General features: G+C 41.0%; 17 protein-coding genes. 11 read left to right on the forward strand and 6 right to left on the reverse strand.

The genetic code is table 11. From position 1 onward, the window contains the following. Window positions 1-22 precede the first annotated feature (22 nt). Window positions 23-211 (reverse strand): DUF3545 family protein, encoded by a 189-nt coding sequence (locus PSH54_RS04455; protein ID WP_004587992.1) that lies wholly within the window; start codon window positions 209-211, stop codon window positions 23-25. 305 nt (window positions 212-516) lie between these two features. Next, a complete protein-coding gene (gene tal, locus PSH54_RS04460; RefSeq protein ID WP_004587993.1) occupies window positions 517-1,467 on the reverse strand; it encodes a transaldolase in 951 nt (316 codons plus the stop codon). Between the two features lie 254 nt (window positions 1,468-1,721). Between tal and yaaA the strand changes: the two genes are divergently transcribed. Both yaaA and PSH54_RS04470 read left to right on the forward strand, forming a co-directional pair. Continuing rightward, window positions 1,722-2,501 carry a peroxide stress protein YaaA gene (yaaA, locus tag PSH54_RS04465; protein WP_004587994.1) on the forward strand — a complete coding sequence of 260 codons (780 nt, stop codon included), beginning with the start codon at window positions 1,722-1,724 and terminating at the stop codon, window positions 2,499-2,501. A 123-nt stretch (window positions 2,502-2,624) separates the two neighbouring features. Next, window positions 2,625-3,581, forward strand: a complete 957-nt coding sequence (locus PSH54_RS04470; protein ID WP_029774207.1) for a mechanosensitive ion channel family protein — start codon at window positions 2,625-2,627, stop codon at window positions 3,579-3,581. Window positions 3,582-4,382: 801 nt separating this feature from the next. On the opposite strand, the gene PSH54_RS04475 is transcribed toward PSH54_RS04470, so the two are convergent. Both PSH54_RS04475 and srmB read right to left on the reverse strand, forming a co-directional pair. Next, entirely contained in the window at window positions 4,383-4,703 is a 321-nt protein-coding gene (locus tag PSH54_RS04475; protein WP_004587996.1) for a BON domain-containing protein, read from the reverse strand. A 229-nt stretch (window positions 4,704-4,932) separates the two neighbouring features. Further along, window positions 4,933-6,162, reverse strand: coding sequence for an ATP-dependent RNA helicase SrmB (srmB, locus tag PSH54_RS04480; protein ID WP_004587997.1), 1,230 nt, complete (start codon window positions 6,160-6,162; stop codon window positions 4,933-4,935). Window positions 6,163-6,238: 76 nt separating this feature from the next. Here srmB and PSH54_RS04485 point away from each other — a divergent pair, with 76 nt between their 5' ends. The 3 genes from PSH54_RS04485 to PSH54_RS04495 all read left to right on the forward strand — a co-directional run bounded on the left by PSH54_RS04485 (window position 6,239) and on the right by PSH54_RS04495 (window position 9,724). Then, window positions 6,239-6,937, forward strand: a complete 699-nt coding sequence (locus PSH54_RS04485) for a tRNA1(Val) (adenine(37)-N6)-methyltransferase (protein ID WP_273605583.1) — start codon at window positions 6,239-6,241, stop codon at window positions 6,935-6,937. A 155-nt stretch (window positions 6,938-7,092) separates the two neighbouring features. Beyond that, window positions 7,093-9,099: an alpha-amylase gene (locus tag PSH54_RS04490; protein ID WP_273605584.1), complete on the forward strand. Its 2,007-nt coding sequence runs from the start codon at window positions 7,093-7,095 to the stop codon at window positions 9,097-9,099. Between the two features lie 178 nt (window positions 9,100-9,277). After that, window positions 9,278-9,724: a DUF2147 domain-containing protein gene (locus PSH54_RS04495; RefSeq protein WP_055254841.1), complete on the forward strand. Its 447-nt coding sequence runs from the start codon at window positions 9,278-9,280 to the stop codon at window positions 9,722-9,724. A 2-nt stretch (window positions 9,725-9,726) separates the two neighbouring features. Here PSH54_RS04495 and PSH54_RS04500 read toward each other — a convergent pair whose 3' ends face one another. After that, window positions 9,727-10,641, reverse strand: a complete 915-nt coding sequence (locus PSH54_RS04500; RefSeq protein WP_055254839.1) for a LysR substrate-binding domain-containing protein — start codon at window positions 10,639-10,641, stop codon at window positions 9,727-9,729. A 192-nt stretch (window positions 10,642-10,833) separates the two neighbouring features. On the opposite strand from PSH54_RS04500, the gene PSH54_RS04505 reads away from it, so the two are divergent. Then, on the forward strand, window positions 10,834-11,781 hold the full coding sequence (locus PSH54_RS04505) for a DMT family transporter (RefSeq protein ID WP_273605585.1): 948 nt from the start codon (window positions 10,834-10,836) through the stop codon (window positions 11,779-11,781). Between the two features lie 34 nt (window positions 11,782-11,815). On the opposite strand, the gene fldB is transcribed toward PSH54_RS04505, so the two are convergent. Further along, window positions 11,816-12,337 carry a flavodoxin FldB gene (fldB, locus tag PSH54_RS04510; RefSeq protein ID WP_004588002.1) on the reverse strand — a complete coding sequence of 174 codons (522 nt, stop codon included), beginning with the start codon at window positions 12,335-12,337 and terminating at the stop codon, window positions 11,816-11,818. 106 nt (window positions 12,338-12,443) lie between these two features. On the opposite strand from fldB, the gene xerD reads away from it, so the two are divergent. The 5 genes from xerD to lysS all read left to right on the forward strand — a co-directional run bounded on the left by xerD (window position 12,444) and on the right by lysS (window position 18,980). Next, the gene (gene xerD, locus PSH54_RS04515; RefSeq protein WP_054983744.1) at window positions 12,444-13,370 is read left to right on the forward strand and encodes a site-specific tyrosine recombinase XerD; all 927 of its coding nucleotides are present in this window, start codon (window positions 12,444-12,446) and stop codon (window positions 13,368-13,370) included. A 60-nt stretch (window positions 13,371-13,430) separates the two neighbouring features. Then, a complete protein-coding gene (gene dsbC, locus PSH54_RS04520; RefSeq protein WP_004588004.1) occupies window positions 13,431-14,159 on the forward strand; it encodes a bifunctional protein-disulfide isomerase/oxidoreductase DsbC in 729 nt (242 codons plus the stop codon). A 294-nt stretch (window positions 14,160-14,453) separates the two neighbouring features. Next, window positions 14,454-16,175: a single-stranded-DNA-specific exonuclease RecJ gene (gene recJ / locus PSH54_RS04525; protein WP_064385747.1), complete on the forward strand. Its 1,722-nt coding sequence runs from the start codon at window positions 14,454-14,456 to the stop codon at window positions 16,173-16,175. A gap of 144 nt (window positions 16,176-16,319) precedes the next feature. After that, window positions 16,320-17,418 (forward strand): peptide chain release factor 2 gene (gene prfB, locus PSH54_RS04530; RefSeq protein WP_096041210.1). Its coding sequence is split into 2 segments (ribosomal slippage): window positions 16,320-16,394 and window positions 16,396-17,418, totalling 1,098 coding nucleotides; the frame shifts between segments, so codons are not numbered across the junction. Between the two features lie 26 nt (window positions 17,419-17,444). After that, window positions 17,445-18,980 carry a lysine--tRNA ligase gene (gene lysS, locus PSH54_RS04535; RefSeq protein WP_096739134.1) on the forward strand — a complete coding sequence of 512 codons (1,536 nt, stop codon included), beginning with the start codon at window positions 17,445-17,447 and terminating at the stop codon, window positions 18,978-18,980. Window positions 18,981-19,357 lie beyond the last annotated feature (377 nt).

The following is a 19,357-nucleotide window of genomic DNA, read 5'->3' on the forward strand; positions in this document are numbered from 1 at the left end:
ATTGAGCGCAATGAGTTTGAAATTAAAAATCTAGCTCATCAATTTCAATGCTGTCTGTAAAAAAGTCTAACTCCTGTAGTTCTTTACGTAACCGTTGTTTGTCTTTTATGGCCTCAATCTCGCGCCACTTTCTTTTTTTATTCTTTTGAGAGGTTTTTCTTGTTGTATCAGGACCTTCTAATATCTCTAATATATCGTTTAGGCTATCCATGACTATCTCCTATTGATTTTAGTGAACCTCGAGAATACCTATACCACAGGCCTAGCTAAAATAGAATAAAAAAGTGACGAATTTGTTACAGGTATGTGATGCGTTGATGAAGTTTAATACTAACTAGCTTTATTGAGCGCGCTATTTTTAGATAGAAAAAATAAAGAAAAAAATATTAAAAGTGAGCTATTTAGCTGTGTAAGCAATGGTACATGCTGTGGCAGGTTAGTATAAAGCAGTGCGGATTATATTAAGGGCATAAAAAAACGCCGCAGGTGCGGCGTTTAATACATAATTAGCACGTATTACATTGCTTTAAAACGTGCTTCTAGCTGCTCTTGTGCATCTGCGAATGAGCGGATACCTTCAGCTAGTTTTTCAGTGGCCATTGCATCTTGGTTATGTAACCAACGGAACTGTGACTCAGTAAGAGGGGCAGGCTTTGGCTCTTTAGGAATATCACTTTGTAGTAAGTATTCTTCTGCGCCTTCTAAATTGCCTAAGTCTTCTAGTAGGTTAGGGCTAATCGTTAGCTTGTCACAACCTGTAAGCGCAATAATTTCACCAGTGTTACGGAAGCTTGCGCCCATAACAACGGTTTTGTAATCATGGCGTTTATAAAACTCAAAAATGCTACGTACAGATTGAACACCTGGATCTTGTAGCGGATCGGTTGGTTTTTCCATACCATTTGCTACGTGCCAATCTAAAATACGGCCAACAAATGGCGAGATTAAAAATACATTTGCATCAGCACACGCACGCGCTTGAGCATCGCTAAATAATAAAGTTAGGTTACATTTAGTCCCTTCTTTTTCTAGCTGTTCGGCCGCTTTAATGCCTTCCCATGTAGACGCAACTTTAATTAAAATTTTGTCTTTGCTTACACCTTCTTTTTCATAAAGGCTAAGCAGGGTATGTGCTTTATCAATAGTTGCTTGGGTGTCGAATGATAAACGAGCATCTACTTCAGTAGAAATATAACCAGGTACAATTTCGCTAATTTCTTTACCAAGTAATACGGCAAAGTAGTCACATGCAAGTTCAAGCTGTTTAGCTGCATCTTGCTCTGTTTCTTTTGCATAGCTCCAAGCTTTATCTAAATAAGGCTTGTAAGCTTCAATCTCGCTCGCTTTTAATAAAAGCGACGGGTTTGTGGTTGCATCTTCTGGTTGATGCTTTTTGATCGCTTCAATATCGCCAGTGTCGGCTACGATAGATGAATGTTGTTTTAGCCTTTGTAGAGCGCTAGTCATTTGCCTTCCTCATTCCAAGCAAGTTAAAAGAAAATCTAAACTACCTTAATATAAGTATTCAATACTGCAACAGTGTGACAATGCTTGATAGGTCTTATGTCCTTATCAATAGAAAAACGACGATGCATGATTTATTAAGGTAGGATTTAGGCCATTGCGATTAATTTTCAATGGTATTTTATAAACAAAACGTGCTTTTCGTCTCATTTAATGTTGAAATTGACATTAAATAAATTACAAGTCAATAGCTAACTATGATCACTGTTATTTCACCAGCAAAAAATCTTGATTACGAAACGCCACCCGCAACAGATAAGTTCACTCAACCTGAATTACTAGAGCACAGCGAAGAGCTCATGAAAGTATGCCGTGAACTAACTCCAGCGCAAATTGGCAGCCTAATGAAAATTAGCGATAAGCTTGCAGGGCTTAACGCTGCGCGCTTTAGCGAATGGTCGCAACCATTTACGCAAAGTAATGCTAAACAAGCGGTACTAGCCTTTAACGGCGATGTGTACGGTGGTTTGGATGCTGCAACACTCACTGCCGCTAACCTCGATTATGCGCAAAGCCATTTACGAATACTTTCGGGTTTATACGGCTTATTAAAGCCGCTTGATTTAATGCAAGCTTACCGCCTAGAAATGGGCACTAAGCTTGATAACCCTCGTGGGAAAAATTTGTATGAATTTTGGGGCAGCATTATTGCTAATAAATTAAATGAGGAATTAAAAGCGCAAGACGCACAATACCTGGTTAATCTTGCTTCAAACGAGTACTTTAAAGCAGTAGATAAAAAAGCACTCAATGCGCAAATTATTACCCCGCATTTTAAAGACTGCAAAAATGGTCAATATAAGGTAATTAGCTTTTACGCTAAAAAAGCGCGCGGCATGATGGCCCGTTACATTATAGAAAACCAGGTAACACAGCTTAGCCAATTAAAAGAGTTTACTGTGGCGGGTTATTACTTTAGCCCTGAAGCAACCACTAAAGATCTTGAGCCTGTATTTATGCGCGACGAGCAAAACTAAGCGTTTGTACTCAGCAAACAATGAGTTAAAAAGCCATGCATTGCATGGCTTTTTTTATGCTGGCGCTAAACTTGCTAACTTCACCTACTATTAATGAGATAAAAAATAGATAGGTGTAAAAATATGATCAGCATACCTTCAGTAGCCGAAGCCGAAAAACTCATCGAAGAAAAACTCGGAGGGTGGTTTGATGTAGTAATAAGCCACATCCCAAACTTTATTGTGGCAGTGGTGATAGCCATTGTATTTTCAATAATAGCGCGCTTTGCCGGCCAGCTAATGAAAAACCTATTAAGGCGCTCACTCGACTCTAAGCAAATTGCTGATTTAATGGCGTCTATTTTTAAGGTTATTGTGTTATGTGTGGGCCTATTTATCGCTTTAGATTTTATGGGGTTAAAAGGCACAGTCACATCGTTACTAGCGGGTGCGGGTATTGTGGGTTTAGCCATTGGCTTTGCTTTTCAAGACATGACCGAGAACTTAATTGCCGGTATTGCTATGGGAATACGCAAGCCATTTAAAGCGGGTGATGTAATTGAAACCGACGACGTATTTGGCTCGGTACATTCTATAAACCTGCGTAACACGCTAATAGAGAGCTTTTACGGGCAGTTAATACTGGTACCTAACAAGGTATTATTTAGAAATGTGTTAAAAAACTACACCACGTTAGGCGTTAGGCGCATAGAGGTACCGGTGGGTATTTCATACGGCGACGACATTGAAAAAGCCAAAGAAGTGATAGTAGATAAAATTAACGAGTTTGACTTTGTAATACGCAAAGATGAAACCGCTGTGTACGCAGAAGGTTTTGGCGACAGTAGTATTAATTTACTGGTGTGGTTTTGGATAAAATACCCAGGCGAGCCAGACTTTATGACAGTACGCCATAAAGGCGTAGTCGCTGTTAAACAAGCGCTTGATGCTGCAGATATAAGTATCCCATTCCCAATACGTACGTTAGATTTTGGCATTAAAGGCGGTGAAAAGCTCGATGCCATGATAAGCGATAAAATAAACCAACAGTCACCCAAACAACAAGGCGGCAGTAATACGGGTTCAAACCAAAGCGAATGAGCGACTAATACTGGTTTAAACTAGCCCAGTAATAGTTACCCACTAGCAGCGCATTTTTACATAAAAAGTGCGCTGCTAGTAATTTCAAAGCGCTAAGTCGGGTTAAATTTAACTATACTTTTAATAAATTTATTTTAAGTTAATACTTATTTGCTTTTCGCTGCCATCGAGTTTTTTTGATTAGTAGTAAAAGCGTTTCACCACTGTTTTTTGTCATCATTTTTTGTAACCTCAGCAGGGCAATCTGAAATAGCGCAGCTATCTAACTCTATTACCTTGTCGCCTACTTTTAATCCTGCCAAATCAGCAAAGACTTTTATAATATCTATTTCACTAATTTCTGGGCTAAAAAGCCGGATACAGACACATCTGCAGCAAAGCCAAATATAGCTTCCTCTGCATGGCCAATAAGAGGGATTAGCAGTAGTGAATAAATCGTTTCATGTATTAGCTTCCTTGTTTAAGTGATGGGGCATTTGCATGCATTAAGTCATATATTATCTGTTATTTATGGTGAGGTTGATTAGCAAACACTTGTAGATTGCCAACGGTATTAAAAATGCGCTGATTAGATGAACTTTACAGCCTTGTTATAGCATTCTTTTATCAAAGCTGTAGTAAGTCACTAATTTAAAAGAGTGGGAAAGGACGGCTAAGTGTTTGCTCTGCTTTCCATAGGGGAGCTAAAGCTAGAAGTTTAGATACTAAAGTGTGCTGTTAAGCATAAAAAAGCGCGGCTTGTGTTGGAGAAACAAGCCACGCAGAGGAATAAGTTATATAAACAAATATTGTAATGCTGTATCAGATAACACTAATTTTATTACGGATAATTTTAACGCCATCCATATTTTCTAAAAACTTTTGTGCAAGTGCACGCTGAAAACCTGTTTGCGCTTCACCGTATAGGTCAACTTCACCGTCTTCAACCTGCACGCGAATATCGCTTAATGCTAAGTTTGGGTTAGTGCGTAACGTATTGGTGATTGTTTGTTGTAAGTTAGGTTGAGTAGCCACACTGCTTACTACGGCTAAGTTAGTTGCTGCACTTACTTTTGTAGCGCAAGCTAATAAAAATAAACAACAAAATGATACTAAAGCGATAGTTAACTTAAAGCGGTTCATAACTTCATCCTTACATTACGGTTAATCGTGCAGCTATTCTTAGCTGAGTTACTTTCTCAGTTACAATTTCGATGCCAGTTTTAATTTGTTGAAATATAAGGTTATTTTATTAAGTGAGAATTCAGGTGGGCAATAATTACATTTTAATGGGAATGAGTTACATGCTTGGGTTACATTTGTAACGGGTACAAAAAAGCCGGCAACTGCCGGCTTGTTTATTTATGGTGTGCTATTTCTTTTTAATTTTAGCTTTGGCTTTTTTCTTAGCTTTCATTTTTACAGGATCTTTACGCTTTTTAGCGGGTGGCTTAGCTTCTTTATGCTGTGGCTCAAGCCCTTTAATTATACGGCGCTTAAGTTTTTGCTCCGTGTATCGCTCAACCTTGTATAAAATGCCAATGTCGTGCGCTTCAACTAATGATATAGCGATCCCTTTTTTACCCGCACGGCCAGTACGGCCTATACGGTGTACATAGACATCGGCAGTGCGCGGCATATCAAAGTTAATTACGTGGCTAATGTCAGAAACATCAATACCGCGGGCCGCAACATCGGTTGCTATTAATATGCGCGTTTTGCCACTGTGGAAATTTTCCATCGCTTTCATGCGCTTATCTTGCGGCATTTCGCCACGCAGCCACGCGGCTTTTACGCCATTGTTAGTTAGCTCACCAATTAGCGTTTCTAGGCGCTCACGGGTTTTTACAAACACAATGGCTTTACTTACATCTGGGCCGTTTAAGGTATTAACCAACAGCTCAAGCTTGTGGTGGTAATCATCAGCAAGGTGAACCCATTGATGAATTTTTGCTTTTTCTTTGCGTGACGATTCAGCTTCAAGTAAAGCTGGGTCGTTTAAAATACGCTCAGCAAATAACTCAACGCTATCGCCTTCTAGAGTCGCAGAGAATAAAAAGCACTGACGACGGTTTTTAGCTTCGTCACATATGCGCAGCATTTCTTTTCTAAAGCCCATGTCTAGCATGCGGTCGGCTTCATCAAGAATAAGCATTTCTACGTTTTCAGCATGGAAATTTTCGGTTTCAAGATATTCCATTAAACGCCCGGGTGTGGCGATTAAAATATCATTATTGTTTTCAAAAATTTCTTTATGGGTGCCGTAGTTTATACCACCTGTTACTACACCAATTTTAAGGTGAGTGCCTTTAGCAAGCAGTTCACATTGCTCATGAATTTGATAAGCCAGTTCACGGGTTGGGGTCATTATTAACACACGTGCAAAACCTGGGTCGCGACGCGGAAAATCCATTAAGTATTGAATAGCCGGAATTAAAAATGCCGCCGTTTTACCTGTGCCAGTAGGTGCTGATGCTAAAATATCGCGACCTTGCAGCGCTTCAGGAATAGCTTGTTGTTGAATGCTGGTTGGTGTCTCGTAGCCCATTTTATCAATGGCGTTGAGTAGTTTAGTATCAAGATCAAATTCAGAAAATTGCATAGAGTGTCTAAAATAAGGGACAATTACCTGCAATTATACGCGCTATACGCCAGTTGGTGAATGAAAAGGTGAAAAAATGTCAGGGTTTACGTTTAAACAATTTAAGGTTGAGCACGATAGCTGTGCTATGAAGGTCTCAACCGATGGCATTTTACTTGGCGCATGGGCGTATTTAAAAGGTGCCAATACATTACTCGATATAGGCACAGGCACCGGTTTACTTGCGCTTATGTGTAAACAGCGCCAACCAGCACTTAGCATAACCGCTGTTGAAATTGATGAAGCTGCTTACAAGCAAGCGCAGCAAAATATAGCCTCTAGCCCGTGGCCAAATATCACAGTAAAGCACACCACTATACAAGCGTTTAAACAGGCGGCGCCATTTGATGTTGTGATTTCTAACCCCCCTTATTTTAACCGCAGTTTAAAAGGGCTAAGCGATGCCCGTAACACCGCACGCCATACCGATGGTTTAAGTTTTGACGAACTAATACATGCCTATATGCGTTTAAGTCATGAGCATTCGTGCTTTAACGTAATTTTACCCACCACAGAGGCGGGCTTATTCATTGACTTGGCAAAACAAAGCGGGCTTTATTTAAACGCGCATTGCCAAGTAAAAACCACACCAAGTAAAGCATTTAGCCGCAGTTTGATGCGTTTTAGCTTAGTAAACACTTTGCCAGAGCTTACCTCCCTATGCATAAAAGATGACAACAACCGCTACAGCGATGATTATATTGCGTTATGTAAAGCGTTTTACTTGAAGATGTAAGTTTTAAGGAAGGTAATTATCTAGTAATAAAGGATAGTTTACCCATTATGCATACGTATTCAGTTTTTATTTGAGCAACTCTCAAACTAGTGTTAACCACTTGTAAATAACGTCGAGTATGTTGTTTAACTCGCCCAACACTGGAAACACACACTATGAAACTGAATAAAATGATCACCACTGCAGGTTTTAGCTTAGGTTTAACCTTACCAAGTTTAGTATCGGCTGCACCTACAACATTTGTGCATTTATTTGAATGGAATTGGCAAGATGTAGCCCAAGAATGTGAGCAGTTTTTAGGACCAAAAGGGTACGCTGCGGTACAGGTGTCTCCGCCTAACGAGCATATTACAGGTAGCCAATGGTGGACTCGCTATCAACCTGTGAGCTACCAACTACAAAGCCGCGGCGGTAACCGTTCGCAATTTATAGATATGGTTAATCGCTGTAACGCCGCAGGCGTCGATATATATGTTGATACATTAATAAACCATATGGCAGCCGGCAGTGGTACGGGCACTGCTGGTAACACTTTTGGTAATAAACAATACCCTATTTATAGTCCACAAGATTTTCACGAAAGTTGCTCTATTAACCCAGAAGATTACGGTAATAACCGTTATCGCGTGCAAAACTGTGAGCTAGTAGGGTTGGCCGATTTAAACACTTCTTCAAATTATGTGCAAAATACATTAGCGGCATATATTAACGACCTTCAAGCTATGGGTATTAAAGGTTTTAGGTTTGATGCTGCTAAGCATGTTGCTGCAAGTGATATTCAAAGTTTAATGGCAAAAATAAATGGCTCGCCAGTGGTGTTTCATGAGGTGATAGATCAAGGTACTGAAGCGGTTGCAGCCTCAGAGTATTTAAGTACAGGGCTAGTTACCGAGTTTAAATACAGTACGCAGCTTGGTAATACCTTTAGAAATGGCTCGCTTGCATGGTTAAGTAATTTTGGTGAAGGCTGGGGCTTTATGCCAAGTTCATCAGCTGTAGTATTTGTAGATAACCACGACAATCAGCGCGGCCATGGTGGTGCGGGTAATGTAATTACCTTTGAAGATGGCCGTTTATACGACCTAGCCAACGTATTTATGTTGGCATACCCGTATGGGTATCCAAAAGTAATGTCGAGTTATGATTTTCACGGCGATACAGATGCGGGTGGGCCAAGTGTACCGGTGCACAATAATGGTAATTTAGAATGTTTTGCAAGTAACTGGAAGTGTGAGCATCGTTGGTCTTATATTGCGGGTGGTGTCGATTTTAGAAATAACACAGCCGACAACTGGGTAGTAACAAATTGGTGGGATAACACCCATAACCAGATTGCATTTGGACGTGGTAGCTCTGGTCATATGGCAATTAATAAAGAAGACTCAACGCTTAATGCAACAATTCAAACAGATATGGCGCCTGGACAGTACTGCAATGTGTTAAAAGGCGAGCTTTTGGGTAATGCTACTAGCTGTAGCGGTGAAGTAATAACAGTTAATAGCAACGGCACCATCAATTTAAATGTAGCGCCATGGGATGCAATAGCAATTCATAAAAATGCTAAATTAACCCAAGGGACAGCGCCTAATAATAGCGACTGGCAAAGAACCGTTGTTTTTATTAATGCTCAAACACAAAGCGGACAAGACATGTTTGTACGCGGTGGTATAGACCACAACTATGCAAATACAAACCTTGCTAGAAACTGCCAAACAACAAATGTTGAATGTGCTATGCCAATTCGCCATAACAATCTAAAAAACAACACCACAACGCCTTGGAAAGCAAACGATAACTACCTAGATTGGTATGGAATTGAACAAGGCCAAAGCAGTGAAGCGCAAGGCACTGCAATGGATTGGACTACAAATGTTTGGCCAAGTGAATATGGCGCCCAAAAATCGGTAACAGTAGATGGCTTTGGTGTTACACCCCTTAATATATGGGGCGAACACTATTGGATGCTGGATGTTGATATGGATTGCAGTAAAGCTGTTAACGGATGGTTTGAATTAAAAGCATTTATAAAAAATGGCCAAGAGTGGGAAGGCGATATAAGCCAAGCAAATACCCCCTATACAAGTACTAACCATATGGCACAGTGTGGCAAAATTAATATGTTTGAATTTAACCGCTCAAGTGTAGAGGTACGTGACTTTTAAATACGTACTTTAAAACGCGTACGTTAAAAAACTATCAGCCAATTTAAAAACCAAGTGGGTTAACGCGCACTTGGTTTTTTACTTTTATATGTACCTAAATAGCAGTTTAATTTAATAGTGCGTTTATAAATCAGCTGGTATTATCGTTTTATTCGCCATTTTTAATTTAGGCAACACAATGAAAAAGTTAAACAAACTTCCGTTACTAACTACACTCGCTGCGGCTTTATTTATAAGCCAAGGTGCGCTTGCAAACATGACTCCTGTTGGGCTTTGGAAAACCATAGATGAAGACACCAACGAGGCTAAATCGTACGTACGTATTACTCAAAACGATAAGGTGCTCAGTGGTAAAGTTGAGACTATTTTAGACCCAGCTAAACAAACCGGTATTTGTAAAGAGTGTGATGGGGCATTAAAAAATCAGCCTATTTTAGGAATGACCATAATCACTGATGTAAAACCAGAAGATGATGGCGTGTGGGGCGATGGTGAAATACTTGACCCTACAAATGGTAAAACTTATACCGTGCAACTAACGCCACAAAACGACGGTAAAACATTAGAAGTACGTGGCTATATAGGCTTTTTTTACCGTAACCAATATTGGCAACGTGTGGAGTAGCACTACTCGTTTGCTGTTTTTAAAAATTCGCGTTTTAGCCACGCTCGTAATGCGCTTACCTGTGGGTGATTAAGCATGGCGTGGCTCGTTGCAAAATAAAACTGCTGATGCGGATTTACAATGCTTTGGCCAATTTGCGTGAGCATGCCGTGCTTTATATCGTCGCGTACAAACTGTTTGTGGGTGACCAAAACGCCAAGCTGGCGCATCGCGGCTTGCGTTGCTTGCACTGAAATATTAAAGGTTAAGTTATTATGCTGCTTAGGCTGCGCTAAATTATTAGCCTCGCACCACGTTTGCCAATCGTTTTGCCTACGTGGGTTGGTAACGTAGATTGCTTTAAAACGCTGCAGCAAATTTTGCGCGGTTAACTCATCTTTATTTAAGCCAACTAAAAGCTGTGGGTTACAGACTAAAATTAACTGATCGTCGGCTAGTTTTTCACAGTGATATTTTTGCCACTTATCGGGCTGGCCATGAATAATCGCTGCATCAATCCCTTCACGCTCTAAATCAAATTCTCCCACCAAGTTAGAAATACGAATGTCACTGTTTGGCGAAATTCGCTGAAAATCAGCCACCCTTGGGATCCACCAGTGCAGAGCTAGCGAGTTAACCATATTGAGTGTTAAATAAGTTGGCTCATTCGCTGTGTTACTAGCCTCTTGGCTGGCTGCTAAAATTTCAGCCATGGCCGGGGCTATGCGTTTGTAATAGCGCTCACCCACAGGGTTGAGCTCAACGCGGCGACCAATGCGATTAAAAAGCGGTGTATTAAGTTGTAACTCTAACGCTTTAATAGACTGACTTACCGCCGAGTGACTAATATTTAGCTGCTCAGCTGCGAGCACCATGCTGCCAGTTTCGGCAACAGCTATAAACGTATAGAGAGATTTTAACGGCGCTGATTTGATCATAGGTTATTTATTAACAGTTAAGTTTTACTTACAGGTTAGTTTAATATTATTCGCTTTTAAATTTATAAAGTACACGTAAAATTAGCGCCATAAAAGCCAATGCCAATTTTTTGAAAAATAATAAATAGATTAAAAAAATTAAGCCTTTAATTTTGCTTTTTACATTCATTTTTTATTCAAAGGATAACTGCGGTGACGTTAAATTCTCGTGCTAGTGTGTTTATGCTGCTCTCTACATTTACCTTGGCGTTAAATAGCTTTACAGCCAAGTTTCTTACCGATTACTTTAGCACCAGCGAAGTGGTTTTTTTACGGGTGTTTTTACCCGCGATTATTATGCTGGCATTGGCGGCAGGTATTAAATGGCAGCTACCTAATAAATCAGCATGGCGAACCTTTGCTATTCGCGCAATTTTTATAGTGCTGTGCCAAAATTGCTTTTTAGTGGCGCTAAATACTTTAACGCTGGTGGAGGCGGTTATTTTATTTAGCACTGGGCCGTTATTTATACCGCTAATAGAACGGGTGCTTTTTAAAACTAAATTAAATTGGTTATTGTTACCTACAATGGCGCTGATGTTTGCGGGTGTGATTATTCAAAATATTCATAGCGATGGCATACAATGGCGCTGGAGCTTATTAATTGGTTTAGGGGCTGGTATTTTTAATGCCTGCTCGCAAATCACCTTGTTTAGAGCCAGTAAAATTAAGCTTCCGATGATGGTTATTAACGGTTGGAGTTTTACGCTGGCTGCCATTTTTATGGTGCCAGTATTAATGTTTACCAGCGAAGGTGAGCGCTTTTACCAAGGTTTTGCAATCGATATAAGCAATTATAGTTTATTACTGATGGTGGCATTAATTGGGTTTTCGACTGCTGCAACGCAGTTTTTTAGAGGAAAGGCGTACCGATTAGCCAGTTCTAACTCGCAGTTAGCACCACTTATTTATTCTAACTTATTATTTGCGTTGTTATTTCAGCTAATTTTTTACGATACAACATTAAGTTTATCGCAAGTAATAGGCTCAGTGCTTATTGTACTGGCATGTATTATTAATACCTTTGCGCCTAATTGGCTATTGCAAAGGCAAGCAAAAATACGTGAAAAAAAGTGCGCTAAAAAACTTAGTTATTTGTAATGTATTGGCCTAAACATGGTTTAGGCCAAACTCGTTATAGCGTTTCGCTATACTCTGTCATTATTTGTTCAACCCAGCTGGCTATGCGCTCATCGCTTAGCTCGTATTGGCTGTCTTCATCAAGCGCTAGGCCAACAAAGTGTTTGCCATCGGGGGTAAGTGCTTTTGACGCTTCAAACTCGTAGTTTTCATCGTTTGGCCAAAAACCAAGTTGCGTAAACGACTGGGTATTTATTTCATCGTGAAGCATACCAAGGGCGTCTTGAAACCATTGTCCGTAACCTTGTTGGTCGCCCATGCCAAATAAAGCAATGGTTTTACCATTTAGGTTTACATCTTTAATGTCGTCCCACTTAGACTCCCAGTCTTCTTGTATTTCTCCAAAATCCCATGTTGAAATACCAAAGATGATAAAGTCGTACTGCTCTGCATTTTTAAGTGGTTCGTCTTTAATATTGTGTAAGGTCACTACATCGGCGCCAATAAGGTCGCGAATTTTTTCTGCTGCCATCTCTGTGTAGCATGTAGTAGAGCCAAAAAATAAACCAATCTGCATCGTATTTATCACTGTGTAATTGCCTGTTATGATAGGGCGCAGTTTACCGTAAGGTATTTTTAATTGATACCTTCTACCGTGGGTATTACCAACATGAGATCACAACGTGACAACGCTACCTGACGATTTACCTGAACCAAATACCGAGCTAAACAGCAACAGCGACTTTTTAGAAACCTTTTTAGATAGCTTGTACTTAGAGCAAGGTGTAAGCGAAAACACCCTTAGCGCGTATCGCAGTGACCTAGATAAGTTTTGTCAGTTTTTAAAAGGCGAAAGCTTAATGACGGTAACCAGCTTAGATATAGAAAGCTACCTAGCGTATCGCGTAGATTTAGGGTTAAAACCACGTAGCACGGCACGCAGCATAAGTGCTTTAAAGCGGTTTTATCAGTATTTTGTACGTGAAAAACATATCGCAAGCTCACCGCTTGAAAACATTGCGCAACCAAAAGCGGGTCAATCGTTACCTAAAACACTCTCAGAAGCCGAAGTAGAGGCATTATTAAGTGCGCCCAATATTGAAGAACCAATGGGGCTGCGCGATAAAGCCATGCTAGAGCTACTTTATGCTACGGGCTTACGTGTAACCGAGCTTGTAGGGCTGCGTATGGAGCAAATTAACTTGCGCCAGTCGGTTGTGTTTGTAAAAGGTAAGGGCAACAAAGAGCGCTTAGTACCTTTAGGCGAAGAAGCCATGTACTGGCTTGAGCAGTTTTTAAAAGGGGGGCGTGCACAAATGATAAAACACGCCACCGATTTTGTGTTTCCTTCAAAACGCGGTGTAGGTATGACCCGACAAACCTTTTGGCATCGTATTAAACACTATGCTATTTTGGCGTCTATTGAGTCAGATTTATCGCCGCATACATTGCGTCATGCCTTTGCAACACATTTACTTAATCATGGTGCCGACTTAAGAGTGGTGCAGATGATGTTAGGGCACAGCGACTTATCGACTACACAAATTTATACCCATGTTGCCAATGAGCGATTAAAATCGGTACACTCAGAGCATCATCCGCGCGCGTAATATGAAATTTAATATCAGCTTAGCGGTCAATTTAGTACGTATTATTAGATAGAGAAAATTATGAAAAAATTAATGTTAGCAGGTGCAATGTTGTGCACAAGTATTAGTGCATTTGCAAATGGCGTAGCCACAACGCCAGATGCTAATGATCCTATTGTTACTAAATTTGCCACGTTAGGTGTAACAGTTAAGCAAATAAACCCAAGCCCCGTTGCCGGTTTAAAAGAGCTTATTACAAATAAAGGTGTACTTTACGCCAGCCCAGACGGCCAGTTTTTAATGCAAGGCACGCTAATTGATTTAAACAACCGCAGTAACTTAACCGAGCAAGCGTTAAATGGTGTCCGTGTTGAAGGTATTAAAGAATACCAAGATTCAATGATTGTTTATAAAGCGCCTAACGAAAAACACCAAATTACGGTATTTACCGATATTAGCTGTGGCTATTGTCGTAAATTACACCGCGAACTAGACGACTTGCTTGATGCAGGCATTACTGTTCGTTATTTAGCGTTTCCGCGTGGTGGACTGCAAGGTTCGGGCTACGCCGATTTAATGAATGTATGGTGTGCACGCGACCAGCAAGAAGCACTAACAGAAGCTAAATCAGGCGAAGACACTAAAGTAGTTGCCGGTTGTAGCGCACCAGTAGCTGAGCATTACCAGCTAGGCCAAAGCTTTGGTATTAGCGGCACGCCAGCCATTATTTTAGAAGACGGTACAATGATCCCAGGCTACCAGCCAGCCGCGGCATTAAGTGCAGCGCTTGAGGCGAACAAAGCAGGTTAATTAAAAATCTGAGTAACTGTTTAATACCAATCCGCGATAATATTTAATCATTTTGCGGGGCTAAACATGCTGCTTCAGGCGTTAAAAAATGCTTATTTACGACTGCATGGATGCAGAAGATAGAGCAATGCAGGAGCAATTGCCGAGAACAACTAAATAGCGAATTTATTGCCTAGCTATCAACACGTTTTTCCAGCCTCAAAATAGATCACTTAATTAAGCGAATTGGTTTAAAAAGGCCTTTATGGCCTTTTTTTGTCTTTTTATTATGAACACCATAAGTTAAAAACCAGCATGAAAAAACTGATCATTGCGCGCGAAAATGTAGACGATTCTTACCTGCCAAGCGATCTGCACCCTGTTATTAAGCAAATTTATGCCACGCGTAACGTGCAAAATGCCCACGAGCTAAATAATAGTGCAGCCACGCTAATCGACTTTAAACTGTTTAAAGACATCGACAAAGCCACCGAGCTATTAATTGATGCGCTGAATGCGCAAAGCCGCATTTTAATTGTTGGCGACTTCGATGCCGATGGCGCAACCAGTACAGCCACCTTAATGCAAGGCTTGGCAATGTTTGGCTTTAATAACTTAGACTACCTTGTACCGGATAGATTTAGCTTAGGCTATGGTTTAAGCCCAGCGCTTGCTGAGCAAATTGTTGATATAAAACCAGAGCTGGTCATTACGGTAGATAACGGTATTTCATGTATTGCAGGCATAGACATACTAAAAAAAGTGGGCATTAAAGTACTGGTTACTGATCACCACTTGCAAGGGGAGCAGCTCCCTAATGCCGATGCAATTGTTAACCCAAATCGCCATGATTGCCGTTTTCCTTCAAAATCAATTGCGGGTGTCGGCGTTGCCTTTTACTTGCTTATAGCCCTTAGAAGCACGTTACGAGAGCAAGGTTATTTTGAACGCCATGCTATGCCAAATTTAGCCGACTTGCTTGATATAGTTGCCCTTGGCACCGTGGCCGATGTAGTTGCGCTTGATGCAAATAACCGCACTTTAGTACACCAAGGGTTGGCGCGTATTCGCAGCGGTAAAACACGCCCAGGTATTACTGCGCTTATTGAAGTGGCTAATCGTAATGCAGCGCGTTTAAGCGCCAGTGACTTTGGTTTTTCGTTGGCCCCGCGTTTAAACGCAGCAGGGCGACTAGATGACATGAGTTTGGGCATAGCGTGCTTATTAAGTACCGATATAAACCAAGCAAGGCGTATTGCCAGCGAGTTAGATAGCTTAAACCATGCACGGCGCGAAATAGAGCAGGGCATGCAAGCCGAGGCGCAAGCTGTGCTTGATAGGCTTGCGTTTAGTGATGACACCATTCCCGATGCCATTTGTTTATACCAAGAAGATTGGCACCAAGGTGTTATTGGTATTTTGGCGGGTCGCTTAAAAGAAAAATACCACCGCCCAACCGTTATTTTTGCCGGTGGCGAAAACGGTGAAATAAAAGGCTCGTGCCGCTCTATTGAAGGGCTGCACATGCGCGATTTACTCGAAGGGCTAAATACCGCCGACCCGCACTTAATTAATAAATTTGGCGGCCACGCCATGGCGGCAGGGCTAAGTATTGATGAGCAAAATTTTAATGACTTTAAAAACGCGTTTGATGCAGCTGTAAGCGCACAGTTAAGCGAAGAAAGTAAACGCTGCATTGTGTTTACCGATGGCGAGCTGCCAAACGAGTGCTTTACAATGGACTTTGCTCAGCTATTAAAGCAATCAGGCCCATGGGGGCAGCAATTTCCTGAGCCGGTATTTGAGCACACCTTTGAAGTTATTCAGCAGCGTATAGTAGGCGAAAAGCACTTAAAGCTGGTGCTTAAACATCAATCTGGACGCTTAGTTGACGCTATTGCATTTGGAATAGATGTAAAAGCATGGCCCGACACCGAGGCCCGTTATGTCAAAGTGGCTTATCAGCTCGACATAAACGAATTTAGAGGCAAGTTTAGCCTGCAATTAATTGTTCGCGAGCTTGAAAAAGTGCATTAAAAAATATGCACAATGCATGCATAAAAGGCTAATAAAGCGCGCGGTTTTTTGTTAAAATCGGGCGTTTTTATCATTTGACGATAATTTATTGCGTTTAGTGCTAATTTTAGCGCGCAATAATCTAGCCATTTTGGAGTAATGTACATGTTTGAAGTGAATCCTGTGATTAATCAAATCAAGGAAATTCGCGAACGTACTGAACTGCTTCGGGGGTACCTTTGACTACGCTCACAAACAAGAGCGCCTAGAAGAAGTAAACGCCGAACTTGAAGATTCAGCCGTATGGAATGAACCTGAGCGCGCACAAGCACTTGGTCGTGAAAAATCAGCCTTAGAAGCCGTTGTTGAAACAATCGACAACTTGGTAGCGGGTGCTGACGACGTAGAAGGTTTATTAGAGCTTGCAGTAGAAGCAGAAGACGAAGACACGTTTGTTGAAGCGCAAACTGAACTTGAAGGCTTAAATAAACAGCTTGAGGGTTTAGAGTTTCGCCGTATGTTTTCGGGCTCTCACGATGCAAACGATGCTTACCTTGATTTACAGTCTGGGTCTGGCGGTACTGAAGCACAAGACTGGTGTAACATGTTATTACGCATGTATTTACGCTGGGGCGAAGCTAAAGGCTTTAAAGTTGAGCTAGTAGAAGCAACCGATGGCGATGTAGCCGGTATTAAAGGTGCAACAGTGCGCTTTGTAGGCGAATACGCATATGGTTGGCTGCGCACAGAAACAGGTGTACACCGTTTAGTCCGTAAAAGCCCATTTGATTCAAGTGGTCGTCGTCATACCTCGTTTGCCTCTGCCTTTGTTTACCCAGAAGTAGATGACAATATTGAAATTGATATTAATCCGGCTGACTTACGTATAGACGTTTACCGTGCATCGGGCGCGGGTGGTCAGCACGTTAATACCACCGAATCGGCAGTACGTATTACTCACGTACCTACCAACACGGTTGTTCAGTGTCAAAACGAGCGTTCACAACACAAAAATAAAGCCCAAGCAATGAAGCAGTTAAAAGCAAAATTATTTGAGCTTGAACTTCAGCAGCAAAATGCTGAAAAGCAATCGCAAGAAGACGCAAAGTCGGATATTGGCTGGGGAAGCCAAATTCGTTCTTACGTACTTGATGATGCACGTATTAAAGATTTACGAACTGGCGTTGAAAACCGTAATACGCAATCGGTACTTGACGGCAACCTAGACAAATTTATTGAAGCCAGCCTAAAATCTGGCCTATAACCACCAAGCTAAAAAAGAGCTAAAAAATGACTGATCAAATCCAAGACGAAAATAAGTTAATCGCTGAGCGTCGCGGCAAATTAGACGCTATTCGCGAAAATTGCCCAGCCAACGGTCATCCTAATCAGTTCCGTCGTGAACATTATACGGCTGATTTACAGGCTGAGTTTGGTGATAAGAGTAAAGAAGAATTAGTAGAGCTTAAGCACGTTGTATCAATTGCTGGCCGTATTTTAGCTAAGCGTGGTCCTTTTATGGCCATTCAAGACATGAAAGGCCGTGTACAAGCTTACGCATCTAAAGATGTGCAAAAAGACTTAAAAGCAAAATATGGCCAACTAGATATTGGCGATATTATTGGTGTTAAAGGTGCGCTTAATAAATCAGGTAAAGGCGATTTATACGTAGAAATGACCGAGTACGAACTACTTACTAAGTCACTACGCCCATTACCAGAGAAGTTTCATGGTTTATCAGATCAAGAAACCAAGTACCGTCAACGTTATGTTGATTTAATTACTAACGAAGCGACGCGCGAAACATTCCGCATTCGCTCACAAGTAGTTGAAGGTATTCGTCGCTTTTTAGCAGAGCGCGACTTTATGGAAGTAGAAACGCCAATGCTACAGGTTATTCCTGGCGGTGCGTCTGCGCGTCCATTTGTGACTCACCATAACGCACTTGATATAGACATGTACTTACGTATAGCGCCTGAGCTTTACCTTAAGCGTTTAGTAGTAGGTGGTTTTGACCGCGTATTTGAAATTAACCGTAACTTCCGTAACGAAGGGTTATCAACGCGTCACAACCCAGAATTCACTATGATTGAATTTTACCAAGCATACGCTGATTACATCGACCTGATGAACATTACCGAAGACATGCTACGTACAGTTGCAACAAACGTTTTAGGTAGCCCAATTGTAGTTAATACCACTAAAGATGAAAACGGCGAAGTTATCGACTCAGTAGAGTACGACTTTGGCAAACCGTTTGAGCGCCTAAGCATGGCTGATGCTATCTTAAAATATAACCCTGAGTTTGATGCTGCGGTATTTAATGACCCAGAAAACCACTTTGAAGAATTAAAAGCTTACGCTAAACAAGTGCACGTTAAAATTCCTGAAAATTGTGTATGGGGCCCAGGTAAGTTTTTATGTGAAATATTTGAAGAGACGGCTGAGCACATGCTTATCCAACCTACATTTATTACAGGCTACCCGTGGGAAGTATCGCCACTTGCGCGCCGTAACGACGAAAACCCATTTGTTACCGACCGCTTTGAGTTTTTTGTTGGCGGACGTGAGCTTGCAAATGGCTTCTCGGAGCTTAACGATGCACAAGATCAAGCAGAGCGCTTTACTCGCCAAGTTGAAGAAAAAGACGCCGGCGATGATGAAGCAATGCATTACGATGAAGACTACATACGCGCACTAGAGTACGGCTTACCGCCTACTGCCGGTGAAGGTATTGGTATTGACCGCTTAGTAATGTTATTTACTGATTCACCAACCATTAAAGATGTTATTTTGTTCCCGCATATGCGCCCACAAGCTGACTAAGCTTAAACAAAATAAATGTGATAAACGCCGCTAAATTTTAGCGGCGTTTTTGTGTGAGTACAAAAATAAGCGCCAATGCAGAAAAAGTTGGAGAGTAAATTGCTTTATAAAAACAGACGAAAGAGAGGATAAGATTGTTCGCTTTTTAATTAATTAGTACTAAGCTAAATTTTAAAGCTAGTTATTAGTGCTTATTAATAGTTAATTCAGATTGGGTTATTTAATGTAGCCTTGTTTTAAATAACCTTAATAACAGTGCTATAACGTAATTTTATGACTGTTTTTTAAACATTATGTTGTATTTATGTAAAAAACTTAGCTAAAATACGCCAAAATTTTGAGCTGGGTTAAAATAGCACTCTAAATATGAATTCTCA

The sequence above is a fragment of the Pseudoalteromonas sp. Angola-30 genome (genome assembly GCF_028599215.1).
In the GTDB taxonomy this organism is placed as follows: domain Bacteria; phylum Pseudomonadota; class Gammaproteobacteria; order Enterobacterales; family Alteromonadaceae; genus Pseudoalteromonas; species Pseudoalteromonas atlantica.